Raw genomic sequence first — 22818 nt, forward strand, 5'->3', positions numbered from 1 at the left:
GGACTGCCGAACTCACTAGTAATTGAATTTATTATTTCATAGATGGGAGGGCATTAAGCACGTACAGATAGTGCCCGTGCGAGCAACTCTACCAGCCTCTGCGCATACTCGCCAGTCGTATCCCTTGCCCCTGAGAATTCCGTCACTTCCATACTTGTCACGCGCGAATCTCGTAAGACAGTTGCCAGCAATGCCTCCGCTTCGGACAGCGACAATCCAATCTCACTTGGAGAATAGGCCGCTGGCATCGCGTCTTTGTGCATGATATCTACGTCGAAATGGACGAGAATTTTGGCATCAGGCGGGATCGATTGGAGCATATGAGAAACTCGTTCCACTATGCTCCCTTCTGTGAGCTGGGCCAAGGTCATGATATCAACACCGAAAGTCTCTCCAGGCATCTGCTGGCAACCGACAAGGCGGATTCGCTCTGCATCCCAGCCGCTTGGTTCGATCCATTGTCCGCGATCCTGAAGCAAAAACCACAATCCCATCCCTGCTGCCCCAATACAGCGGGAAGCCGATGGAACTACAGTATCGAGATGACCGTCAAGCACGAGCAGATACGCTCTTTCCTGATACCGAGCCTGATGAGCCTGTGCCGTTGCAACGACCAAACTGCAATCGCCACCGAGCATCAAGACAAAGTCGTCTGTATCGAGCCACTCTTGCGCGTGCTTTTGCAGCAAATCCCACAACATACGCGGAGCCGGCCAATTACGAACTGGGGGAATATTATGGCGAGGCAAATCATCGGGAAGATGCAGGTTTCCCACATCCTGCACATCCAACCCATGCTGCTGCAACTGCTCGATCAATCCTGCTGTACGAAGCGCGTCCGGAGCTAATTCTGTACCAGAGACATATGCCCCAGTGAAATGCGGGATACCAGCCACTTTTACGTTGATAAACAGTCCCTCCCAAGGAAATTCATGGTATGAATGTCCTTAAAAGTATATCACAGCCTGGCTTGCAATAATTGGATGAGGTCACTGACGGATGGTCGCAGCCAGCCATCTGGCAAGGCTGCCTTCTCCCCGCGCAGCAATTGGCAAGCGAGTGCATTCGGATGGACATCTGCACTTAAGAAATACACTTGGTTCACAGGCTGCGGGAGCGCGTCCATGACTTCCACATATTTGTTGACATACACCTGCAACGCATCGCGATAGGCTGGAGTTGTTAGCGCTGCTCCACACCACACGTCAATTCCGGTCAACGCCTTGGCATGGGCTGCATCCAAGCTTTTGGCGAGCGAGCATACAACGAACAACAGCTTCTCTGGCGCCAGCTTGAACCGCTTTTGATACTGCTTGGCAAAACGGGCAAGTGTCGCATTCCAGGACGGCGTATCGTAGCTGCCGAGATCAGGAATGCATTTGAGTGCCGCGACTAACTGTTCCTCCCTCTTTATAAACAAGAGACCGTCGATCACTTGAAACGAAAGCCCTGCCAACTGCCCTGACAAAAACTCACCCACCCGCTCATGCATGACGCGAGAGATTCGCTGTGAGGATTTGCGCTTTAGCTTTTGCCGTATGCGCACCTCTTCTTCCTCCAGGTATACCCGTATCAGCCTGGAAAACAAATCTGCCTCCGTAGTTGGCTCTAGTATCAGGCACTCCAAACGGCTATAGGCGTCTGCCACGCTTTGGTCCCATTGCCCTTCTTTTTCTGTGCCCATCATTAACCTCCCTCACATCATATCGGGTGCGTGATCGGCCACGACCAGCACATCCATGTGTCGAACCTCCCGCAATAATCGCTGAATGACCGAACCCTCGAGAATTTCCTTCCAGCGGGTCCGCGCCGACTGCCCGATGACGACCTGCGTCGTTCCTTTTTCGTTCATATGCCAAACCAGCTTGGTGAAAACCTTGCGTCTGGAAGGGGCTTCGTATCGTTCGAAACGACCTCCGAGCCGCTCTGTTAGTGCCTTCAGCTTCGCCAGCTGTGTCTCTTCCTCTTCTGTCAGCGACGGATGATCCTGCACGTATGCTACATGCCAGGACGCCTTCAACCGATAGGCAATTCGAAACCCTCGGCGAATCAAACGTTCACTGTCAGCTCGCAAATTCACACAGACAAAAATGACTTCCTGCTGCCGCCAAGGCCCGCGCAGCGTTCGTCGCTCCCACGCCTCCAAGCGTTCGTCGACGTCGTCCGCCACTTCACGCAAGGCCAGCTCTCGAAGCGCGATCAAATTCCCTGTTTTGAAAAAGTTGGTCAGCGACTGCTCTACCTTTTCCATCGCGTAAATATTGCCCTCCCGCATCCGCTGACGCAGTGCTTTGGGTGAAATATCGATCAGCTCTACCTCATCTGCCTGATGCAGAATGTGGTCCGGCACCGTCTCTCGCACGCGGATCCCCGTGATTTGCTCGACGCTGTCGTTTAAGCTCTCGAGGTGCTGTATGTTCATTGTGGATATGACAGAAATACCCGCAGCCAAAATCTTCTCGACATCGTGGTATCGCTTCTCATAGGTACTCCCTGGCACATTCGTATGTGCCAGCTCATCCACCAGTACGACCTCCGGATTTCGCCGGATGATTTCGTCCGTGTCCATTTCTTCCAGCGTCACGTTTTTATACGGGATGCGCTTGCGAGGGATAAGAGGAAGTCCCCCTACCTGCTCAATGGTTTCTTTTCGTCCATGCGTTTCTAAAAGCCCAATCACTACGTCGATGCCATTTTCGGCGAGCTCGTTGCCTTCTCTCAGCATCGTGTACGTCTTGCCGACACCAGGTGCGGCTCCTACATATACTTTTAGCGTCCCGCGCTTGATTTTACCGATTTCTTGCTGCATCTCCTCATCGGAGAGTCGGCGGTACGGATTGGCCGTTACCGCTTGTTCTCGCTTGGTCGGCATGACGCGCTCACCGTCCCGCTCCGAACGATCCGCCACGATCAAGATATCGATATTTTTCGTTTGCCGAAGAATCTTATGGACGATGGAGCCGTACCATATCTCTTCCCAGCGCGTACGCTTGGACTGTCCCATGACGATTCGGGACACATTATTCTCCATCGCATATGCGACGAGCTCGTTTGCTACGTCCTTTTCACGTGCAAGCATCTGCTCTTCAAAGGTACCTCCGACTTTGTCCACGAGCTTTCCGATGGATCTCTTAAAAGTCGCTTCTTCCTTCGTCAGCTTCTTGGATAAAGGGAGAAAACAGACGACCAAGAGCTCTCCGCCGAGCCTCTTGGCAACCTGTTGTCCTCGCCGAACCAATATCGAGCCATTCCAATGATACTGGGCAGAAACCAGCACCTTCTCTGTGGCTCCTGAAGCCCCTACCATGCCGTGCTTCTCCCGATAATCCTCCAAATCCTCGTTTACGCCCGTAGCTACGAACCGAAGAGCGAGTTCTCGTAGCATATGCAGATTGTCTCTGCGAAACAACGGATGCTTGGTTCGAGTCGGGTTGCGATCGTCTTCTTGCAGCCGTTTCAGAATGGCTTCTGGCGTGACGTCGAGCAATTTCACCTCGTCAGCCATGGCAAGCGTATCCTCAGGGACACACTGGTCGATCCGCACTTCTGCCTTCGTCAGTCGCTCCGCCATCTCTTTCATCCCGGCCAATTCGTAAATGTTGACCGTCGCAATCACACTAATATTGTGGTTCAGCAAATACTGAACATCGTCTAGGCTAGTTGGGCGCGGAGCATCTGGACGATTACGATGAGCCAAACCGTCTACGAGTACGACTTCCGGATCTCGCTCGATAATGGCTGCAACGTCCAGATCATGTCTCGCTTCCCCGAGGGAATACCAGATGATTGGCTGGATTTGCTCCAAGCCCTCCCGCTTTTGCGCCAGCTTGGGATGGGTGGCCTCACCTGAGCCAGCTACGACCACATCAATCCCTTTTTTCTTAAGCGTCTGCCCTTCCATTAGCAGGTGATAGGTTTTACCTGAGCCACTGACTGCCCCCAGAATGATTTTCAGCCTGCCCCGGTGCATTCTGGAGATGGACTGCAAGATTTCCTCCGGGGACTTTCGCCGAAACTGCTCTACCATCTCGCAGCCCTCCTTTATTCTTTACTTCTTCAATTCGTCCAAAGCCAAATTCAGCTTCGCTACATTGACACGCGGCTCCCCGAATACACCCAAGCTTCTTCCCACTGTATTCGCTTCAATCAGAGCCTGTAGCTGTACCGGTTCGAGATTGCGCGCCTTAGCTACACGCTCCACTTGTATTTGAGCAGCTTTTGGCGAGATATGCGGGTCCAGACCGGAAGCGGAGTTGGTCAGCAAATCAGCCGGGATGTCTTCCTGCTTCACGCCAGGATTCGCTGCCAGAAATGCGGCGATATCCTTTTGCGTACGTTCGATCAGGGCTGGGTTGGATGGCGCGTAGTTGTTCGAGCCAGAGCCTGACGCATTATTATCAATAGAAGAAATGCGTCCCCAGAAGTACTTCGGATCGGTGAAGGTCTGCCCAATCAGCTCGGAGCCAACCACCTTGCCGCTCGCATCGGTGATGAGACTACCACTTGCTTGCGCAGGCATGATAACCTGTGCAACCCCTGTCATCGCCAGCGGGTAGGCAATACCGCAAATCAGCAGCAAAACGAGGCTGAGACGCAAATTTTTCAATATCATATCGGTTCACCTGAGCTTTCTTTTTTCAATATAAGTTACACCAGATTCAATCCGACCAAAATCAAGTCAATCAGCTTGATGCCCACGAACGGAACGATAATTCCTCCCAAGCCATAGATCACCAGGTTGCGGCTAAGCAACTTTGTCGCGCTCATTGGCGTGTATTTCACACCTTTCATCGCCAGCGGAATCAGGATCGGGATGATGATCGCATTGAAGATCAACGCGGACAAAATCGCACTTTGCGGTGTAGCCAGGCCCATAATGTTGAGGGCACTCATTTGTGGGATCGCCAGCATGAACATCGCAGGAATGATCGCGAAGTATTTCGCTACGTCATTGGCGATACTGAACGTCGTCAATGCACCGCGTGTCATCAAAAGCTGTTTGCCAATCGCCACGACCTCGATGATTTTGGTCGGGTCAGAATCCAGATCGACCATGTTCGCTGCTTCCTTCGCCGCTACTGTACCCGTATTCATCGCCAAACCAACATCGGCTTGTGCGAGAGCTGGCGCGTCATTCGTACCGTCACCTGTCATAGCGACCAGCTTGCCTGCCGCTTGTTCTTTGCGGATCAGCGCAATCTTGTCTTCCGGCTTGGCTTCGGCTACGAAATCGTCCACACCAGCTTCGCGGGCAATCGTCGCTGCTGTCAGCGGGTTATCCCCCGTGCACATGACCGTACGAATTCCCATGCGGCGCAGCTCTTCAAAGCGTTCGCGCATCCCTGGCTTTACGGTATCTTTCAAATAAATCAAACCGAGAATCGTATTACCTTCTACTACAGCCAATGGCGTGCCGCCAGCCGTTGCAATCCGGTTTGCTTTTTCATCCAAATCAGCAGGGATGTTGCCCCCTTGCTCTGCCACGTATTTTTTGATGGCGTCGACGGCTCCTTTGCGAATGAGGACGCCGCTTGCCAGATTCGTCCCGCTCATTCTTGTTTCAGCGCGGAACTCCACGCCTTCGGAGCCGGGCAATTCCAGTTCAGCAGGTGCCAGACCTTGTTTTTTCGCCAGCTCTACAACAGAGCGTCCTTCCGGTGTTTCGTCATGGACCGAGCTTTGTGCAGCTACTCGGTTCAATTCCGTGCTTTTGCTGTTGCCTACGGTGACAAACTCGGCAGCCATCCGGTTACCATGCGTGATCGTTCCCGTTTTATCCAAAATAATCGTGTTGATGTCACCGGATGCCTCGACGGCTTTACCAGACATGGCGATGACGTTAAACTGTGTGACCCGGTCCATACCCGCAATCCCAATCGCTGACAAGAGTCCGCCAATCGTTGTTGGAATCAAGCAAACGAGCAAAGCAATCAGTGTCGCAACCGGAATGGCTGCATTTACATAGTTCGCAATCGGCTGCAAGGTCGTGCAGACGATCAGGAAAATCAACGTCAAGCTGACCAATAGCGTATTCAGCGCGATTTCATTCGGGGTCTTCTGTCTTTTCGCGCCTTCTACCAACGAAATCATGCGATCCAAAAACGATTCGCCGGGATCCGTCGTCACGCGGACACGGATGCGGTCACTGACTACGCGTGTACCTCCTGTGACAGAGCTGAAATCGCCACCTGCTTCTTTAATGACCGGAGCAGATTCACCTGTAATTGCTGATTCGTCCACAGAGGCGACACCCTCGACGATTTCCCCGTCGGATGGAATCAACTCGCCAGCTTCTACTATGACCAGATCGCCTTTTCGCAGTTCTGTGGAGCTGACGACTTGAATGCGACCATCTTTCCCCACTTTTTTGGCTTGTGTGTCCTGCTTCGTTTTTTTCAAGCTCTCTGCCTGTGCTTTGCCGCGACCTTCTGCCAAGGCTTCTGCGAAGTTGGCGAACAAAATCGTCACGAACAGGATAAAGCTGACGACACCGTTGTAAAACGGGTCCGAAGCTCCCCCAAACAAATTGGGTACAAACGTCAGGAGAAGCGTAATGAAGAACCCGATCTCTACCACGAACATGACTGGATTTTTCATCATTACACGCGGGTCCAGTTTTTTGAAAGACTCGACAAAGGCCCGCTGGTACAAATCTTTAGGAAGCGCAACCGTGCGCGTTCTACTCATGGAAAATTACTCCTTTGCCTCTAGTATTCATTTTTCATTCGTTGTTCAAAAAGTCTGCTTTTGAACTTCCTCTTTTAACGGATCGTTAGCCACTCGGCGATTGGGCCGAGCGCAAGCACAGGCAGGAATGTCAGTGCGCCTACGATCACCACAGTCGCAATCAAAATCACCGTGAATACACTATTGTCTGTGCGCAGTGTACCCATTGTTTCCGGTACTGGCGTTTTTGCGAGCAAGGAGCCTGCTACCGCCAGCATCGTAATGATCGAGACGTATCGACCGAACAGCATGACGAGTCCGGTAGAAATGTTCCAGAATGGCGTGTTGTCACCCAATCCTTCAAAACCAGAACCGTTGTTGGCTGCCGAAGAAGTGTACTCGTACAGCACTTGTGAAATACCGTGGAAACCTGGGTTCGACACTGCAGATGAACCCATTTCTGTCGCTAATGCAATAGCGGTTGGTGCCAAAATAATCAGGGGATGAACGAGAATCGCGATGGCAATCAGCTTCATCTCTTTTCCTTCGATCTTGCGGCCGAGGAATTCAGGCGTACGCCCTACCATCAAGCCCGCCAAGAATACAGCCAAAATCGCATACATCAAAATGTTAATCGTTCCGACACCATCTCCGCCGAATACGCAGTTGAGCATCATTTCACCGAGCGGAACTAAGCCGCCAAGTGGTGTCAATGTATCGTGCATGTTGTTCACCGTTCCTGTCGTTGCCGCTGTTGTCACGGCAGTGAACAAGGCGCTTTGTGCGATACCAAAACGGACTTCTTTTCCTTCCATGCTGCCCATTTGTTGTGACAGGCCAGCCCGCTCCAGCGCCGGGTTGCCGCTTACTTCATTGGCATACGCCGTGATGAGGAACGCCAGGAACATCACGAACATCGCTCCAAAAATAACCCAACCTTGCTTGCGGCTCTTCGCCATGAAACCGAATGCGAATGGCAGTGCCGCTGGGATCAAGAACATCGACAAAATTTCGATCACGTTTGTTAGCGGTGTTGGGTTTTCAAATGGATGCGCGGAGTTTACCCCGAAGAATCCGCCTCCGTTTGTTCCCAAATGCTTAATCGATACGAGTGAAGCAACCGGACCGCGAGCGATTTGTTGCTCCGTTCCGCTAATGGTTGTCGCTGTTGCCGTCGGCTCCATCGTCTGCGGCACGCCTTGGGATACCAAGAGCAGTGTCACGACAATCGCCAGTGGAATCAATACACGTGTATGTGCACGCACCAGGTCAACGTAATAGTTACCGATGCTGCGTTGTCCAGTCAGCCCTCGCATAAAAGCCATCACGACCGCGATCCCTGTCGCTGGCGTGGTAAACATCAGGTAAATAATGACCAGCATCTGCGATAGATACGACAATCCGCTCTCGCCGCTGTAATGCTGAAGATTCGTATTCGTCAAAAAGCTGACAGCCGTGTTAAAGGAAAGCAACGGCTCCATCGCCGCGATTCCACTTGGGTTTCCAGGCAGCATCCCTTGCAAACGAAGCAAGAGATATGCAATAGCTACCATTGAAATGTTGCTGACCAGAACAGCCATTGCGTACTGCTTCCAGGTCATATCTGCTACACGAATGCCAGACAGCTTGTATATCGCTTTTTCCAACCCGCCAAAAACACGGTCCAATCGGGTCGTCTCCAGCGAAAAGGAGCGTGCCAAATATTTTCCCATTGGTATGGCGAGCACGAAAAGCACCACCAAAACCAACGCTATTTGTATAAAGTCCACGACAGTTCCTCCTACTCCCTCTAAAAAATGGTTCCAAATAAACGAATGATTCGGGTAACCCCTAGTATTTTTCCGGGTAAATCAATGCGTGGCACAGGTACATCGCAAGCCCTGCCACAATCAGCAGCAACCAGATCATTTCTCTTTCCCTCCCTGTTCTCTTACCACGGCGTCACAAAACTTGATGAGTGCAAAAAATACACCGAATGAAAGCGCCAAGAGCAGTATGGAAACCACGTCCATGCAATGTCCCTCCTTTTTTGCCGTACTAACTATTCCGTGAAGTCTGGCCGACTCGTCTCTCTCGCTTCCCCTGTACAGGCCTTCTTTTTTGAAAAAACCTGCCATTTGGGAAAAAAATAGACCAATGCTTACGATTTCCCCGAAAGATCGCCGCATTTGACCGAGCTGAAGATGAACAGACGAACGAAGTCGCCCGCTTCCGCGGCAAATAAAACGATCCTTTGTATCGGAGAAAAAGTACTCATTGGTCTACCTAACGCCCAGCCGACTTGAAGTTGCCTTCTTTGCGTTTTGTCTCCCGTTTCCTTTTTCCGAAAACAGCTATTTACTTGTGAGTAAAACGGTCATTAGCCGTTTTTGAGCAAAACGAAAAGACCTGCGTAACGTTTCGAGTCAACCCTTGTCGTCCCTCAATGGATAACAAAAAGGCCTCCTCAAACAGGCGGTCTTTAGACCTCCCTCGCTTTAGCCGACGAAGTTAGCTGACGGGTAGGATGGCGAAAGAGTTTCTCATCCCTCCCACGATTCATACGTGGGATTAACCCCTACTGATTGGGTCCTCCGTTCCCGAGTGCCTCGGGATTTGGCCATATTTGCAATTGTTGGTTACGAGTCTCATTATACGTCCGGCATAATCGGATGTTAATGTCCTATTTCGGTCTTTTTTACACGATTTTTGCATTCTTTATCCGTGTAAGCGATTTAAACCTATCAGGCCTCATCCGATCATGATATTTCATCGTTTCTCTCCCTTTTTCAATTATTTTCCCCATACCGCGAGAGCAGTCGTGCCTAATTGTTGCATCCATTCTTCCAATTGCTCGGCAGGCAATGGCTTACTACAGTAGTAGCCCTGCATTTCATCACAATGCTGCTCACGCAAAAAAGCCAGCTGAACTTCGTTTTCCACCCCCTCGGCCAGCACGTTCATTTGCAAGCTGTGCGCCATGGCTATGATCGACTTGGCGATGACGGCATCTTCGTTTTCTGTAATATCATTCACAAACGACCGATCGATCTTCAAGCGGTTAATGGGAAAATCACGCAAGTAGCTTAGCGAGGAGTAGCCTGTCCCAAAATCGTCGATGGACAGCCATATCCCCAGATTTTTCAGCTCATGTAGGATTCCGATGAACCGCGTGGCGTTTTGCATGACGGCACTTTCCGTAATCTCCAGCTCCAGGAATTGCGGCTGCATCTGCGTTTCTTGGAGCACCTGTTTGATCATGCCGACCAAATTCTCCTGCTGAAATTGGCGGGCTGATAGATTCACCGCTATACGCAGGGGAGGATAGCCTGCCTCTGCCCATGCTTTGTTTTGCTGACAAGCCGTTCGAAGCACCCATTCCCCAATGGGCATAATCAAGCCCGTCTCTTCCGCCAGAGGGATAAATTCGGCTGGCGAGACCATGCCCCATTCAGGATGCCTCCACCTAAGCAGTGCCTCCACCCCGACCACCTGATTGGTTTTACAATCGAGCTGCGGCTGATAATGCAGGCAAAACTCATTGCGCTCCAACGCCTTGCGCAACTCCTGCTCGACTGCCAGCCGTTCCGCCGCATGAAGACTCATCGTAGACGAGTACAGGTTGTACCGATTCCTCCCCTTTTCTTTGGCACTGTACATGGCGGCATCTGCATGCTTCATGAGGGTTTGCGTATCCTCCCCATCTCTCGGGAAAATACTGATCCCGATACTCGTCGTAACAATGCATTCCCGATCCTCCACCTGAAGCGGCGACTGCAAGGACGCAATGACCCGATCCGCCAACGCAATCACCTCTGTCTCGTCCGAAATCGCAGGAAAAATCATCGTAAACTCATCACCGCCCATGCGCGCCAATATGCCTGCCGAGCCGACATTTTCCTTTAATCGATGAGAGAGCGACTGGAGCAAGCAGTCCCCGAAATAGTGCCCCAAGGAGTCGTTGATGTATTTAAAACGATCCAAATCAAAAAACAGGATCGCCATCATCTGCCCTTGCTGCTTCGCCTGGGATAGCGCAATCGTCAGCTCCGCCTCGAAAAGTCGACGGTTCGGCAAGTCAGTCAGCGCATCGTGGTACGCCATGTGATTGATCGTCTGCTCTGCCTGCCTGCGATCTGTCACGTCGCGGATAATGCCTCGCAGCCCCGTGACACCTCCCGATTTTTCGCTGATTTTCACAATGGAGCCCTCCACTAAGCGCCTCTGACCGTCACGCTGGACAAACGCCCAGTCAATTTGCTGGACAGGCGTCCCGGTATGCGACACCCACCGAAACGCGTGCTTTAGCTTCAGGACATCTTGCTTGCCCACGTACTCCTGATAGCTTGCTCCCAACAACTCATGCGCAGGTGCGCCAAGTATTTCAGAGAGTGCAGGATTCACAGCGAGAAACCGACCTCGCTCGTCCAATTCGTAATAACCGTCTTTGATGCTCTCCAATATCGAGCGAATCTTCCTTTCCTCGTTCTCCCAATACGTTTGTTCCAGCTGATGCGTATCACGGGCGTACCTCAGGGCCATTCGATAGCAGATAGCCATGATGATCAAGATAGGCACTAACCCGGCCAGCCATACACCTCCTCGCGTTTCCTCCGTCAAGAAGAGCAGCAACAAGATGATGACGAGCATGAGCGCGGCAACCGCAGCAGCCAGCTTTAACGCCATTTGTTTTTGCCTCTCGATCCGTTGCTGCTCTAGCCATAGTCCCATACCCATCACCTATGTCTTGAATCTGCGAATCAAACTTTTTTGCTGGTGCGCCAGCTTGCTGAGTGAATCAATGCACTCACGAAATGCCTCCACCGCACTGTTTTGCTGATAGGCCGCTTGTGCCACTTGATCAGCCCGCTCAGATGCCGCCTTCGCGATTTGTGCCAGCTGACCCATTTGGGCTGTCACCGTCACCGTTTTGCCCGAGGTATGATCCAGCCCTGTCGCGACTTGCTTAATGTGCATGGATACTTGCTGAACCGCCAGACTTATTTTTGCAAAAGCATCTCCTGCTTCCTTTACGACCGTCACGCCGGAAGCGACCTCTGTATTTCCGCCCTCGATGGACCCTACTGCCCGGGCAACATCTTGTCGCATCTGTTCGAGCATGTCAGCGATCTGCTCCGCTGCTTGCCTGGATTGATCTGCGAGCTTTCTCACCTCCCCGGCTACGACGGCGAAGCCTTTGCCTGACGCTCCCGCTCGTGCCGCTTCAATTGCGGCATTGATCGCCAAAAGATTTGTCTGATTCGCCATCGCCTTAATGATTGCCACACACGCTTCAATCTCCCTTGATCGCGTGCCCAGCTGCGTCACGGCTTTCTCGGTCGTGGTAAAAGCAGCCGCGATGTCTGCCATCTGCTGCACGGTTTTCGCGATGACTTCCGTTCCCGTTTCGGCTGCCGCAGAGGCGCTTTTGGCTGATCCGAAAACATGCTGCGCGTACTCCTCCATTTGCTTCACAGCTTCTTCTACGCGTTCCATCGAATCGACGGTTTGATCGGAGCCTTTCATTTGCTCCCCAGCGCCATCCACCAGCTCTTGCATCGCTACGACAACCGATCGGCTGTTTTCCGTTGCCTGCAAGGCATTCGTCGCCAGCTCCTCAGAAGCATTCGCGACATGATCCGCTCCCGTACTGATTTGCCCGATCAAATTGCGCAAATTACGCGCCATCTGGTTAATCGCTTGCGCTACCTGCCCCACCTCATCCTGCATAGCGATCTGAATCTCTGCTCCCGTCAAATCTCCTGCTGCCATTGTCTCTGTCGCATCAGCAATGACACGAATGGATCGGCTAATACGGCCAGAGATGATCCAGCCCAATCCGATGATCAAAACAAACATTCCAACACTCGTCACATAGATGTAGGAAAGCTCCTCAAGCACGCTCTTTTCTACTTGCCTGATTGCATCTTCCCCAAGTCCCAAACTGGCATAGCGCACATTCATTTCAACCAGCTTTGTGTAATAGAGCTGCCCCAGCACTCCGATTAGCAGGGCCGCAGCGACAAAGCCGCACATGATTTTGGAACGCAACGATACGTTCACGTGAGTACACCTCCGTATGTCATTCATAGCTGTTTGGTTACCAGAACAGTTGCAGTCCCATATCAATCAGCTTGATTCCGATAAAAGGAAAAATGATTCCTCCTACGCCGTAAATCAACAGGTTCCGGACGAGAAGCTGGTTCGCATTCATTGGCACATAGCGCACTCCTCGCAAAGCCAGCGGGATTAACAGTGGGATAATGATCGCATTGAATAATAGTGCGGATAGAACCGCACTGGACGGAGACTGCAGGTTCATGATGTTCAAAAGCTGCATCTCGGGTACTTGCTCGACCAGCATCGCAGGGATGATCGCAAAATACTTGGAAAAGTCGTTCGCGATACTAAAGGTCGTCAATGCGCCGCGGGTCATGAGAAGCTGCTTCCCGATGGAAATGACCTGCAAAATCTTCGTCGGGTCTGAATCGAGATCGACCATGTTAGCCGCTTCCTTCGCAGCCGTTGTCCCGCTGTTCATCGCGATGCCTACATCAGCTTGGGCCAGAGCTGGCGCATCATTCGTGCCATCACCGGTCATCGCGACCATTTTCCCTTGTGCCTGCTCTTCCCGGACAATCCTGATTTTGTCCTCGGGCTTGCTCTCAGCGATGAAGTCATCTACGCCTGCCTCTTTGGCGATGGTGACCGCTGTCAGTGGATTGTCGCCTGTGCACATCACGGTTCTGATGCCCATTTTCCGCAATTCTTCAAAACGCTCACGAATCCCCGGCTTCACCGTATCCTTCAAGTAAATCAAGCCAAGAACCTGACTGTCCTTGCATACAGCGAGCGGAGTACCGCCTTGCAGCGAGATTCGCGCGCTCTTTTCTTCAAGGTCTGGCGGCACCATGCCACCGTGCTCTCTGACATAGGCACTGATGGCGCTAACTGCTCCTTTTCGATAGTGGACGCCTTTGTAATTCAAACCGCTCATGCGCTCCTCGGCAGTAAACGGGATAATCTCTCCTTCGTACGCTTTGACATCGCAGACAACATGGTTTGCTTGGGCGAGCATCATGACGGAGCTTCCCTCTGGCGTATCATCGAACAGCGAAGTGAGCACAGCGACTTCCATGAGCTCCTTCTGGTCGACTCCCGCTACAGGAACGAATTCTGCCGCCAGTCGGTTTCCGTACGTAATCGTGCCTGTCTTGTCCAAAATGATCGTGTTGACATCCCCAGCCGCTTCTACTGCCTTACCCGACATGGCAATGACGCCAAAGCGGGTAACACGATCCATTCCCGCAATGCCAATGGCCGATAACAAGCCACCAATCGTGGTCGGAATGAGGCATACGAGCAAAACGACTAAAACGGAGATATCCAGCTCGATACCCACATACGAAGCAATCGGAACCAGCGTGACGACGACAATTAAAAAAATAAGCGTGAAGACGATGAGGACCGTATTTAAGGCAATTTCATTCGGAGCCTTTTGACGTTTGGCCCCTTCAATGAGCATAATCATCCGATCCAAAAAAGAGTCCCCGGGGTTCGTCGTAATTTTGACGACAATAGAGTCACTAATGACACGTGTCCCACCCGTTACGGACGTCTGGTCACTGCCCGCCCTTTTGATGACCGGAGCCGACTCACCCGTGATCGCAGATTCATCAATCGAGGCCAAACCATCGATAATGTCACCATCTCCTGGGATGATATCTCCTGTTTCGACCAAGACCCGATCACCTTTGCGCAGCTCGCCAGATGAAATAACCTGCACACTGCCATCGGCTTTGAGTCGCTTGGCCTCCGTATCCCGCTTGGCTCGCCGCAATGTATCTGCTTGTGCTTTCCCGCGTCCTTCTGCCAATGCCTCAGCAAAATTCGCGAACAACACCGTGAATAATAAAACGGAAAAAACGACTGTATTCCACCCTACCTGATCCTCCGTACCAAAATACTTCGGAAACAACAGCATCAGCAAAATCAGAACCGTCCCGAGCTCTACGACAAACAGCACGGGATTCGATTTCATGACAAGCGGATTCAGCTTGCGAAAACTATCAAGCAGGGCCTTTCCTATCAATTGTTTCATAGCTCCTCCACATGCAATAACGCATAGATCAAATATAGAAAAATACCAACAGCAAAAATGGAGACGATCACCACAGGAATGTTTTCCCCCTCTTTTTTCGTAGGTTGACAGCCCCAAGACGGCTGAGTAATATTAGGCACAATGATAAATTATGGGAGGTATGGCGTTTGGCCATCTCTAACAAAAAAAAGCTGGAAGCCGAAATCAGCGAAGCATTCATAAAATTTCAGCGCGAACTGATTGGACGAGGTCCACAGGAAGCGAAGACCTACATCGTCGGTGATATGGTCATCGTCAGATTCAAAGGTGTTCTCACCGTCGAAGAAAAGCATCTGTCCAGTCACGATAAAGGTCGCCGCATCGTAAAAGAAATGCGCGAGGTTCTCCGTGAAATGTACAGCGAAGAATCGGAAGAAATCGTAGAAAAGCTGACAAGCCACAAGGTACTATCGAGTCATAGCGACATCAGCACGAAAATGGGTGAACGGATCGAGGTTTATGTATTGGACAAGGACCTCGAAAAAATGTTGGGCTAATTTTACGAAATGCGGCTCCGCCTTCATTTACAGGCGGAGCCTTTTCTATTCCTCTCTTACCCACTCATCTGTTCAGCCAACCAGCCGTAGCCTTTATACCCGGGCTGGCTCACAATGACGTGATTCGCTCCGAGCGCCTTGTATAACATCGCGTTCCGATGCTCCTGCGTCATCACAAAAATCCGGCAGGTGCCCAACTGCTTGAACAGTGTCAGCAAGTCACGTCCCTCCGTCCACTCATCGGGAAAGATGTAGACGGAATGGTAGAGCAGAAAGGATTCCTGATCGCGGTAGCACTCGTCAAATGAGATGGGCAAAAAACGCTGAATCGTCTTGTCTCCAGGCCCCGCAGTCAATGAAAAGGCACCGGGATTCCTCCCCCAAAAAGCTGGCAAACTGTCGCAGCATAGTGTCTGAACAAAAGAAGTGAATGCTTCTCCCTTGCCAATTACGAGATAATGCTTCATAGCAGCGCCTCCCCTTCCTTATTGGAGATCCTCAATGGACGAGATGTTCATGTACGAAGGAACCACGAGTCCGATTTTGGTTCCTTCGAGATTCGGACCCAAATCCTCGATTTGCCCACCAAATTTTTTCACATAGCTCTTATCTGTAGACGGCAGCCAAGCCGCAACCATCCCATCTACATCCCCAATGGCCACTCCTGCCCACATCGGTCCAGTCTGCACCTGACTCAATTCGACTTCATACCCCAGCTTCTTCTCCAGCACATGCTCTACGACATGCGTGCTGGCAATCTCGGAATCCCATGCTACATAAGCGAGAGTTAGTTTCTCTTTTTGAACAGGCTTAATGCCCTCCACCCATTTCGCTACTTTGGCTTCGTTGTTTTTTACCCATTCCGCAGCGGCCACTTCTGGATCTTTTCCGTCAATCATTTGAACCATGACCGACTCCATATCGGCTGGCTCCCACCAGAACTTATCCAGAAATTGATAGGCAGCAGGCTGATCCTCCTTCAGCCCTTTGCGCACGATGGTATGGATTTGTTCCGCTCCGCCAAAGCCGTTCTTCGGATCCGCCAAATATTTCAAATCCATCTTTTTAAACATCCAATGCGGTGTCCAGCCCGTAATGATAATCGGTTCCTTCGCTTCGTACGCCTTGATCAAAGCTGCTGTCATCGCTGCATCTGAGCCTTCGACAAGCTGCCACTTATCCAAGCCATACAGGTTCATGACTTCCTCTGTCTTCACCATCGAGCCAGCTCCTGCGTCGATTCCGATGATTTTGTAGTCGAGCTTTTCTCCTAGCGCGTTGTCCGACGTCTCAGAAGGAATAGGACCGATCACCGTTGCTGTCGGTATTTGTGTGTTTGTGTTTTGGCTGGAGCAGCCTGCAAGCCAAGCTGTCGCTCCCATCATCACTGCCAGTAAAGCTGGAACCGTTTTGTTCATCATGTATTTCTCTCCTTTTTTCCTGCATGTTGAGTAAGCCGATCCAAGACGATAGCGATGATCACGATGGATAGCCCCGCCTCGAATCCTCTTCCTATATCCACTTGGGAAACGGCACGATATACGTCTGCACCCAAGCCTTTCGCCCCGATCATAGCCGCTATGACCACCATCGACAGGGCGAGCATGATGCACTGATTGACTCCCGCCAAGATCGTCGATTTCGCATACGGCAGTTGTACTTTCACGAGCTTTTGCCACCCAGTTGCGCCAAAGGCGTCCGCCGCTTCCTCCATTTCCGCTGGGACCTGGCGTATGCCTAAGTTCGTGAGACGCACGATTGGCGGCAAAGCAAAAATAACGGAGGCAATGACTCCCGGCACCTCGCCCAAGCCGAAGAAAAAGATCGCGGGAATCAAATAAACGAACGCTGGCATCGTCTGCATCAAATCCAGTACTGGCGTGACCAGATTGCGAAACGTATCGTGTCTCGCGCAAAGAATGCCCACTGGAACCCCGATGGCGATCGAAATCATGGTGGAAGTGAGGACGAGTCCCAATGTCTCCATCGTTTCATCCCAGTACCCCAAGTTGTGGATGAGAGAAAGTCCGATAACCGTAAAGACCATGGACGCTCTCCCTGCAAAAATCCACGCAGCAGCCCCTAGCAGCAAGATGAGAATCAGTGAAGGTATCTCTGCCAAAACCGTGGAACAGTAAGTCACCATCGTGGAAATGACGATAGACACTGGATCAAACAATACCCCTTTGTACTGGCCCAGCACCTCCACGAACCCTTCCATCCACTCGCCAATCGGTAGCTTAGGCACGACGTCCATCACTCATCACCTCTGCTCTCTGGTGCTCTTGGACATTGACTTTGCCTACCAGCCCGCCTAACACCGCTCCTTTTACGATGACACCCAACAAACGCTGCTGCTCGCCCACTACAGCAATCGGGACGTGCAGATCTGCCATCATCGGAAACAAACTGTGCAGACGTGCGTCAGGTAAAACGGTAGGGAGGTCGGTTTTCATGATCGTCTCCAGCGAATCTCCCGAACCGATCGCAAGTGATACGTCATACGCCGTAATCAAGCCGAGCAGTGTGCGCTTTTTGTCCACGACGTACAAGCTGGACACGCCGTTATCCATCATGAGTTGCAGCGCCACTCGCGCCCCTTTGTCAGGCGTGATTGCTTCTGCCCGTTTCATCACATTTTCAGCAACGAGGACCCTGGACAGGTCGGCATCCTCCACGAATTTCCGCACGAATTCATCCGCTGGGTCTGCCATGATTTCTTCCGGGCGGCCGATCTGAATGATCTGTCCGTCTTTCATAAAGGCAATCCGATCGCCCAGCCGCAACGCCTCGTGCAAGTCATGTGTAATGAACAGGATCGTCTTTTTCATCGTCATCTGAAGCTCCAGCAGCTCATCCTGCATATCTTTTCGAATGAGCGGGTCCAGTGCACTGAACGCTTCGTCCATCAAGAGAATATCTGGATTATTAGCCAACGCCCGCGCCAATCCGACCCGCTGGCGCATCCCTCCGCTCAATTGATCCGGGTACGCATTTTCCCACTCGGTTAATCCAACAAGCGCGAGTGCTTCCCGTGCTTTTTCTTGCCGGAGCCCTGGTAGTACTTGTTGAATCTCCAATCCAAACTCGACGTTTTCTCGTACCGTCCGCTGAGGAAACAGGGCGAAATTTTGGAAAACCATCCCGAGCTTCTTCCTCCGCACCTCACGTAAAGCCGTTGCCTTCATGTCCACGATCTCTTCCCCATCGATCTCGATGCTTCCGCTCGTTGGGTCAATCAGTCGATTACACAGTCGGATTAAGGTTGATTTGCCACTGCCGGACAGGCCCATGATCACGAAGATTTCACCTTCCTCGACTTCAAAACTGACCTGATTTACCCCGATAGACTGGCCCGTTTGCTTGTAAATTTGTTCTTTTGTACGTCCTTCCGCCAGCAGCTTCAAGGCCAGCTCGGGCTGCTTGCCGAACACTTTTGTCAGTTGATGGACTTTCATTTTGGGCATGGTATCCCTCATCCTTCGTTTTTTCGTAAATGTAAAAAGCCCGCGAAGTTTCCACACTCCAGCAAAACCAAGCAGGCACGCTTGATTTTTACTCGTGTTGAAAATCCGCAGGCTTACGTAATACCTGGCGTCCATTTTCAGGACGCCCTGTACTCTGTCTTCCTGATTTCGATTGTCAGCGGTTTATGTCGTACCAACTGCCTCCCAGCGATCCACATCATTTCTTTCACGACTGTATCGCGTAAGCTGCTTATCGGTATTGCCATAAAAAATAGGCCGATCCATCCTTTTTCTCCAGAACAAAGGTCCCAAAGAAAAAGCCTGCATCGGCCTATCACACGCCCGCAAGGAATCCCCTTGTTGCGCATAAAATGCCTAGACTTTATCCATCCATGACCTTCCCTGCTTTGGCCGACGAGGTTAGCTGACGGGTAGGATGGCAGAGAAGACATTTCCTCATCCCTCCTGATCACTCAGGATTAACCCCAAAAGATTGGTTCCCCCGCTTCCGAGAATCTCGGAACTAGGCCGTATGTGTTGTTTCCTATTGAATCGTGATTGTGATTTGAATTATACGCTCGCTTCCAGTTATTGTGAACGTTCGTTTAGCACGGTTTTAACCGGACTTTGTCTTTCTTTACGAATCGGATTAGATTAGCTCTCGGTTGCTCATTCGATTAAAGGAATCGTGCGTAATTCTCTCTCGCTTGTGGGGTGGGGAGGAAACAGGAGAAAACGCTCAGCTTCTTGGAACACCTGCTGGGAAGCATGTTGTGCCCGGCTCCGTGAAAAAAAGCGAAACCGCGTCCAAAGTGGTCCACTCAAGATGTGTCTCAGAGGTGGACGCTAAAGGCAGTTTCTCTTTTTTTCACTGCGCCTCGGTAGGTGTGTCCAAAGATCTTCGCTTATTTCTCCTGTTTCCTCTACGAGCTGTTGGGTTTCTACATGCTTTTTAAAGAAGCAAATCCCTTGAACGATGCTTTCAAGATGTAAAGAATAGCCGCTCGGGAAGAAGACCATTTCCAGTCCTAGCGCCTCTGGAGCCCTACCTAGCGGAGAAATGAATGGCGGGGGTTTTCAGCTTCAACCTCTGCGAATACATCTTCGAAACTCTACTTTTGAAGCGCTCCCGACATTCATTTCGTAGCGGACAGTCTAACCCCTTGCGGGGCGTAGGCCGAAGCGTAGACTGGAAATGGGCTTCTTCCCCTCCACTACAGCCACTTTTACCTCAACACAAAAAAGCTCCCGCCTCAATGAATCAGGCAGGAGCTTTGCTTTTCAAAGACACGATGATTAAACGACGTCGTAGCCTTGGTCTTCGATTGCTTCTTTTACTGCTTCGAGTGTCAATGTGCTCTCGTTGTAGGAAACATCAACCTTTTTATCTGCCAAGTGTACTTTTCCTTCTGCCCCCAGATCTTTCAATGTGTTCTCGATGCGCGCTACGCATTTGTTGCAAGACATACCTTCTACGTTCAATGTGATATTTGTCATGATCAATCTCTCCTTACATTTTATGTTGTATAGGTAAGGCGGACAAAGCCGCTTGTTACTGTTGTTACAGCTTTACTCGTTGCAGTCTCAGTGCGTTGAGTACAACGGATACGGAGCTGAAGGCCATTGCGGCACCAGCGAGCCATGGAGCGAGGAAGCCGATTGCGGCAATCGGGATGCCCAAAGTGTTGTAGGCCAATGCCCAGAACAGGTTTTGCTTGATGTTGCGAATGGTGCGTTTGCTCATCTCGATGGCGTCAGCGACACTAGTCAGTTCGCCGCGCATCAAGGTAATATCGGCTGCTTCCATAGCCACATCTGTACCTGTACCGATTGCCATACCGACGTCAGCGGTAGCAAGTGCAGGAGCATCGTTGATACCATCGCCAACCATCGCTACTTTTTTGCCTTGTTCTTGCAGTTTTTTCACTTCTGCGGCTTTGCCTTCAGGCAGGACTTCTGCGATGACGTGATCGATTCCTGCTTCACGGGCAATGGCCTCGGCAGTTTGACGGTTGTCACCGGTCATCATGATTACAGTCAATCCCATTGCTTTCATGCGCTGAACAGCTTGCTTGGAGGTTGGTTTGATCGTATCCGCTACGGCAATCAAGCCAGCGAGCTTGCCTTCGACGACTGCGAGCATCGCCGTTTTACCGGAGCGCTCCAGTGCCAGCATGGTATCAGACACTGCTTGGTACGAAATTTGATGTTTTTCCAGCAAGCGACGAGTACCGACGAGTACTTCTTTGCCAGAGACGGTTGCCTGGATACCGAAACCAGGAATGGCTTCAAAAGAACCTGTATCGGACAGGGTGATTCCTTTATCCGCAATACCGCGAACGATGGCTTGAGCCAATGGGTGCTCGGAATTTTTCTCAGCGGCACCGACCAAAGAGAGCAGCTCTTGTTCTTCGATATCAATGGCGATGACGTCTGTCAGTTCTGGCTCGCCTTTGGTTACGGTCCCTGTTTTATCGAGGACGATCGTATCCAGGTGGTGAGCCGTCTCCAGATGCTCCCCGCCTTTGAACAGGATGCCCAACTCAGCTGCGCGTCCAGAGCCAGCCATGATCGAGGTCGGTGTAGCCAAACCGAGGGCGCACGGGCAAGCGATTACGAGTACAGCAATTGCTTTTTCCAGAGCCTCACCGAAGTTGCCAGGTATAACGAAGAAGTACCAGATCAAGAAGGTAAGAATAGCAATCCCTACTACGATTGGGACAAAAATCCCGGAGATGCTGTCAGCTACGCGCTGAATCGGTGCTTTTGTTCCTTGTGCTTCTTCCACTACTTTAATGATTTGCGCCAGAGCCGTTTCTTTTCCGACTTTGGTTGCTTGAACCTTCAAGAAGCCGTTTTTGTTCAAGGTGGCGCCGATAACGGTATCGCCTGCGGCTTTATCCACCGGAATACTTTCACCAGTCAGCATCGATTCATCAACTGCGGACTGTCCTTCCATGACGATGCCATCGACAGGTACTTTGTCGCCCGGTTTCACGTGAACGACGTCGCCCAGTCTCACTTCTTCTACAGGAATGGTCATTTCGACGCCATCCCGTACGACTACTGCTGTTTTTGCTTGCAAGCCCATCAGCTTGCGGATCGCTTCCGAAGAGCGTCCCTTTGCTTTCATCTCAAACAGTTTACCCAAGACGATCAACGTGATCAGTACCGCACTGGTCTCAAAGTACAGCTCCAGCATGTGGCCGCCATGAGCACCGATGGAATCGATCGCGACCCACAGGCTGTAGAAATAAGCAGCTGAGGTACCGAGAGCAACCAGCACATCCATGTTAGCACTCTTGTTGCGAAGGGCTTTGAAAGCTCCCACGTAAAACTGTGCTCCGATGATGAATTGTACCGGTGTTGCCAATGCGAGCTGTACCCACGGATTCATCAAGATTTCAGGCAGCCAGATAAACGAGGTGAAGGAAAAATGGCTCACCATCGACCAGAGCAGCGGGAGCGACAGAATCGCGGAAATCCAGAACTTGCGGGTCTGCCGATTGATTTCTTCCTGGCGACGATCTACTTTTTCTTCTTCTTTTCCATCTTCCTTGCGCGTCGCCTGATACCCTAGCTTCTCTACCTTTTGAATGATGTCCGTCACACTTACCTGTGATGAATCGTACTCGACTGTGGCTGTTTCCATCGCCAGGTTCACGTTTGCTTTCAGAACCCCAGCTGTTTTGTTCAAGCCTTTTTCGATCCGTGTGGAGCAAGCCGCACATGTCATTCCCGAGATGTTTAGCTCCACCTTGTCAGTGACGACGCCATAGCCGAGCGATTCAATTTTGGAGCGGATGTCGTCGATATTCGTTCTCGTTGGATCGAACACGACTGTGGATTTTTCCAAAGCCAGATTGACATTGGCGGTCTCCACTCCCTCCATTTTTCCCAAGCCCTTCTCGATGCGCAGTGCACAAGCTGCGCAAGTCATCCCTGAGATTGCGACTGTTGCCTCTGCTGTTTTGGCGCTCATTATAATCCCTCCAAATACCCTCAAGGGGTATATTTTATCGTATCGTTTCCCTAACGTTGTTTCCTGATCACATCTTTACTATACAAT

Annotated in this window: 17 protein-coding genes and 2 riboswitches; of the genes, 1 reads left to right on the forward strand and 16 read right to left on the reverse strand. The window is 51.2% G+C overall.

Annotation, left to right across the window (positions count from 1 at the left end; translation table 11 throughout):
• Nucleotides 1-53: 53 nt before the first annotated feature.
• From HP399_RS29070 to kdpB (HP399_RS29110), 10 genes are all read right to left on the reverse strand, one after another.
• Entirely contained in the window at nucleotides 54-896 is an 843-nt protein-coding gene (locus HP399_RS29070) for an arginase family protein (RefSeq protein ID WP_173620943.1), read from the reverse strand.
• Between the two features lie 62 nt (nucleotides 897-958).
• Entirely contained in the window at nucleotides 959-1684 is a 726-nt protein-coding gene (locus tag HP399_RS29075) for a hypothetical protein (RefSeq protein WP_173620974.1), read from the reverse strand.
• Nucleotides 1685-1696: 12 nt separating this feature from the next.
• On the reverse strand, nucleotides 1697-4027 hold the full coding sequence (locus tag HP399_RS29080; RefSeq protein ID WP_173620944.1) for a universal stress protein: 2331 nt from the start codon (nucleotides 4025-4027) through the stop codon (nucleotides 1697-1699).
• Between the two features lie 21 nt (nucleotides 4028-4048).
• Entirely contained in the window at nucleotides 4049-4612 is a 564-nt protein-coding gene (kdpC, locus tag HP399_RS29085; protein WP_173620945.1) for a potassium-transporting ATPase subunit KdpC, read from the reverse strand.
• Nucleotides 4613-4647: 35 nt separating this feature from the next.
• Entirely contained in the window at nucleotides 4648-6687 is a 2040-nt protein-coding gene (kdpB, locus tag HP399_RS29090; RefSeq protein WP_173620946.1) for a potassium-transporting ATPase subunit KdpB, read from the reverse strand.
• Nucleotides 6688-6761: 74 nt separating this feature from the next.
• The gene (gene kdpA / locus HP399_RS29095; RefSeq protein ID WP_173620947.1) at nucleotides 6762-8435 is read right to left on the reverse strand and encodes a potassium-transporting ATPase subunit KdpA; all 1674 of its coding nucleotides are present in this window, start codon (nucleotides 8433-8435) and stop codon (nucleotides 6762-6764) included.
• A gap of 61 nt (nucleotides 8436-8496) precedes the next feature.
• The gene (gene kdpF / locus HP399_RS31230; RefSeq protein ID WP_111914364.1) at nucleotides 8497-8574 is read right to left on the reverse strand and encodes a K(+)-transporting ATPase subunit F; all 78 of its coding nucleotides are present in this window, start codon (nucleotides 8572-8574) and stop codon (nucleotides 8497-8499) included.
• Between the two features lie 556 nt (nucleotides 8575-9130).
• Nucleotides 9131-9277, reverse strand: a riboswitch (cyclic di-AMP (ydaO/yuaA leader).
• A gap of 161 nt (nucleotides 9278-9438) precedes the next feature.
• A complete protein-coding gene (locus HP399_RS29100) occupies nucleotides 9439-11376 on the reverse strand; it encodes a putative bifunctional diguanylate cyclase/phosphodiesterase (RefSeq protein ID WP_173620948.1) in 1938 nt (645 codons plus the stop codon).
• 9 nt (nucleotides 11377-11385) lie between these two features.
• Nucleotides 11386-12708 carry a methyl-accepting chemotaxis protein gene (locus HP399_RS29105; protein ID WP_173620949.1) on the reverse strand — a complete coding sequence of 441 codons (1323 nt, stop codon included), beginning with the start codon at nucleotides 12706-12708 and terminating at the stop codon, nucleotides 11386-11388.
• 37 nt (nucleotides 12709-12745) lie between these two features.
• The gene (gene kdpB, locus HP399_RS29110) at nucleotides 12746-14746 is read right to left on the reverse strand and encodes a potassium-transporting ATPase subunit KdpB (RefSeq protein ID WP_173620950.1); all 2001 of its coding nucleotides are present in this window, start codon (nucleotides 14744-14746) and stop codon (nucleotides 12746-12748) included.
• A gap of 167 nt (nucleotides 14747-14913) precedes the next feature.
• Here kdpB (HP399_RS29110) and HP399_RS29115 point away from each other — a divergent pair, with 167 nt between their 5' ends.
• Nucleotides 14914-15282 carry a Na-translocating system protein MpsC family protein gene (locus HP399_RS29115; protein WP_173620951.1) on the forward strand — a complete coding sequence of 123 codons (369 nt, stop codon included), beginning with the start codon at nucleotides 14914-14916 and terminating at the stop codon, nucleotides 15280-15282.
• A 56-nt stretch (nucleotides 15283-15338) separates the two neighbouring features.
• Here the strand turns inward: HP399_RS29115 and HP399_RS29120 are convergent, their stop codons facing one another.
• The 6 genes from HP399_RS29120 to HP399_RS29145 form a co-directional block, all read right to left on the reverse strand.
• On the reverse strand, nucleotides 15339-15749 hold the full coding sequence (locus tag HP399_RS29120) for a hypothetical protein (protein ID WP_173620952.1): 411 nt from the start codon (nucleotides 15747-15749) through the stop codon (nucleotides 15339-15341).
• A gap of 18 nt (nucleotides 15750-15767) precedes the next feature.
• A complete protein-coding gene (locus HP399_RS29125) occupies nucleotides 15768-16703 on the reverse strand; it encodes a glycine betaine ABC transporter substrate-binding protein (protein WP_173620953.1) in 936 nt (311 codons plus the stop codon).
• Nucleotides 16700-17539 carry an ABC transporter permease gene (locus HP399_RS29130; RefSeq protein ID WP_173620954.1) on the reverse strand — a complete coding sequence of 280 codons (840 nt, stop codon included), beginning with the start codon at nucleotides 17537-17539 and terminating at the stop codon, nucleotides 16700-16702. Before HP399_RS29130 ends, HP399_RS29125 begins: the two co-directional genes overlap by 4 nt.
• A complete protein-coding gene (locus HP399_RS29135) occupies nucleotides 17523-18749 on the reverse strand; it encodes a quaternary amine ABC transporter ATP-binding protein (protein WP_217367904.1) in 1227 nt (408 codons plus the stop codon). The genes HP399_RS29130 and HP399_RS29135 overlap by 17 nt, the downstream gene beginning before the upstream one ends.
• A gap of 393 nt (nucleotides 18750-19142) precedes the next feature.
• Nucleotides 19143-19289, reverse strand: a riboswitch (cyclic di-AMP (ydaO/yuaA leader).
• A gap of 756 nt (nucleotides 19290-20045) precedes the next feature.
• Entirely contained in the window at nucleotides 20046-20246 is a 201-nt protein-coding gene (locus HP399_RS29140; protein WP_173620955.1) for a cation transporter, read from the reverse strand.
• Between the two features lie 64 nt (nucleotides 20247-20310).
• Entirely contained in the window at nucleotides 20311-22731 is a 2421-nt protein-coding gene (locus HP399_RS29145) for a heavy metal translocating P-type ATPase (RefSeq protein WP_173620956.1), read from the reverse strand.
• Between the last annotated feature and the right edge of the window lie 87 nt (nucleotides 22732-22818).

Source organism: Brevibacillus sp. DP1.3A, assembly GCF_013284245.2.
Taxonomy (GTDB): Bacteria; Bacillota; Bacilli; order Brevibacillales; family Brevibacillaceae; genus Brevibacillus.

Excerpts from the sequence above, each read along its gene's own strand:
- HP399_RS29125 (WP_173620953.1), bottom strand. The coding sequence starts at position 16,703 with ATGATGAACAAAACGGTTCCAGCTTTACTGGCAGTGATGATGGGAGCG.
- HP399_RS29120 (WP_173620952.1), bottom strand. The coding sequence starts at position 15,749 with ATGAAGCATTATCTCGTAATTGGCAAGGGAGAAGCATTCACTTCTTTT.
- kdpB (WP_173620946.1), bottom strand. The coding sequence starts at position 6,687 with ATGAGTAGAACGCGCACGGTTGCGCTTCCTAAAGATTTGTACCAGCGG.
- HP399_RS29075 (WP_173620974.1), bottom strand. The coding sequence starts at position 1,684 with ATGGGCACAGAAAAAGAAGGGCAATGGGACCAAAGCGTGGCAGACGCC.
- kdpF (WP_111914364.1), bottom strand. The coding sequence starts at position 8,574 with ATGATCTGGTTGCTGCTGATTGTGGCAGGGCTTGCGATGTACCTGTGC.
- HP399_RS29135 (WP_217367904.1), bottom strand. The coding sequence starts at position 18,749 with ATGCCCAAAATGAAAGTCCATCAACTGACAAAAGTGTTCGGCAAGCAG.
- kdpC (WP_173620945.1), bottom strand. The coding sequence starts at position 4,612 with ATGATATTGAAAAATTTGCGTCTCAGCCTCGTTTTGCTGCTGATTTGC.
- HP399_RS29140 (WP_173620955.1), bottom strand. The coding sequence starts at position 20,246 with ATGACAAATATCACATTGAACGTAGAAGGTATGTCTTGCAACAAATGC.
- HP399_RS29145 (WP_173620956.1), bottom strand. The coding sequence starts at position 22,731 with ATGAGCGCCAAAACAGCAGAGGCAACAGTCGCAATCTCAGGGATGACT.
- kdpB (WP_173620950.1), bottom strand. The coding sequence starts at position 14,746 with ATGAAACAATTGATAGGAAAGGCCCTGCTTGATAGTTTTCGCAAGCTG.
- HP399_RS29130 (WP_173620954.1), bottom strand. The coding sequence starts at position 17,539 with ATGGACGTCGTGCCTAAGCTACCGATTGGCGAGTGGATGGAAGGGTTC.
- HP399_RS29100 (WP_173620948.1), bottom strand. The coding sequence starts at position 11,376 with ATGGGACTATGGCTAGAGCAGCAACGGATCGAGAGGCAAAAACAAATG.
- HP399_RS29080 (WP_173620944.1), bottom strand. The coding sequence starts at position 4,027 with ATGGTAGAGCAGTTTCGGCGAAAGTCCCCGGAGGAAATCTTGCAGTCC.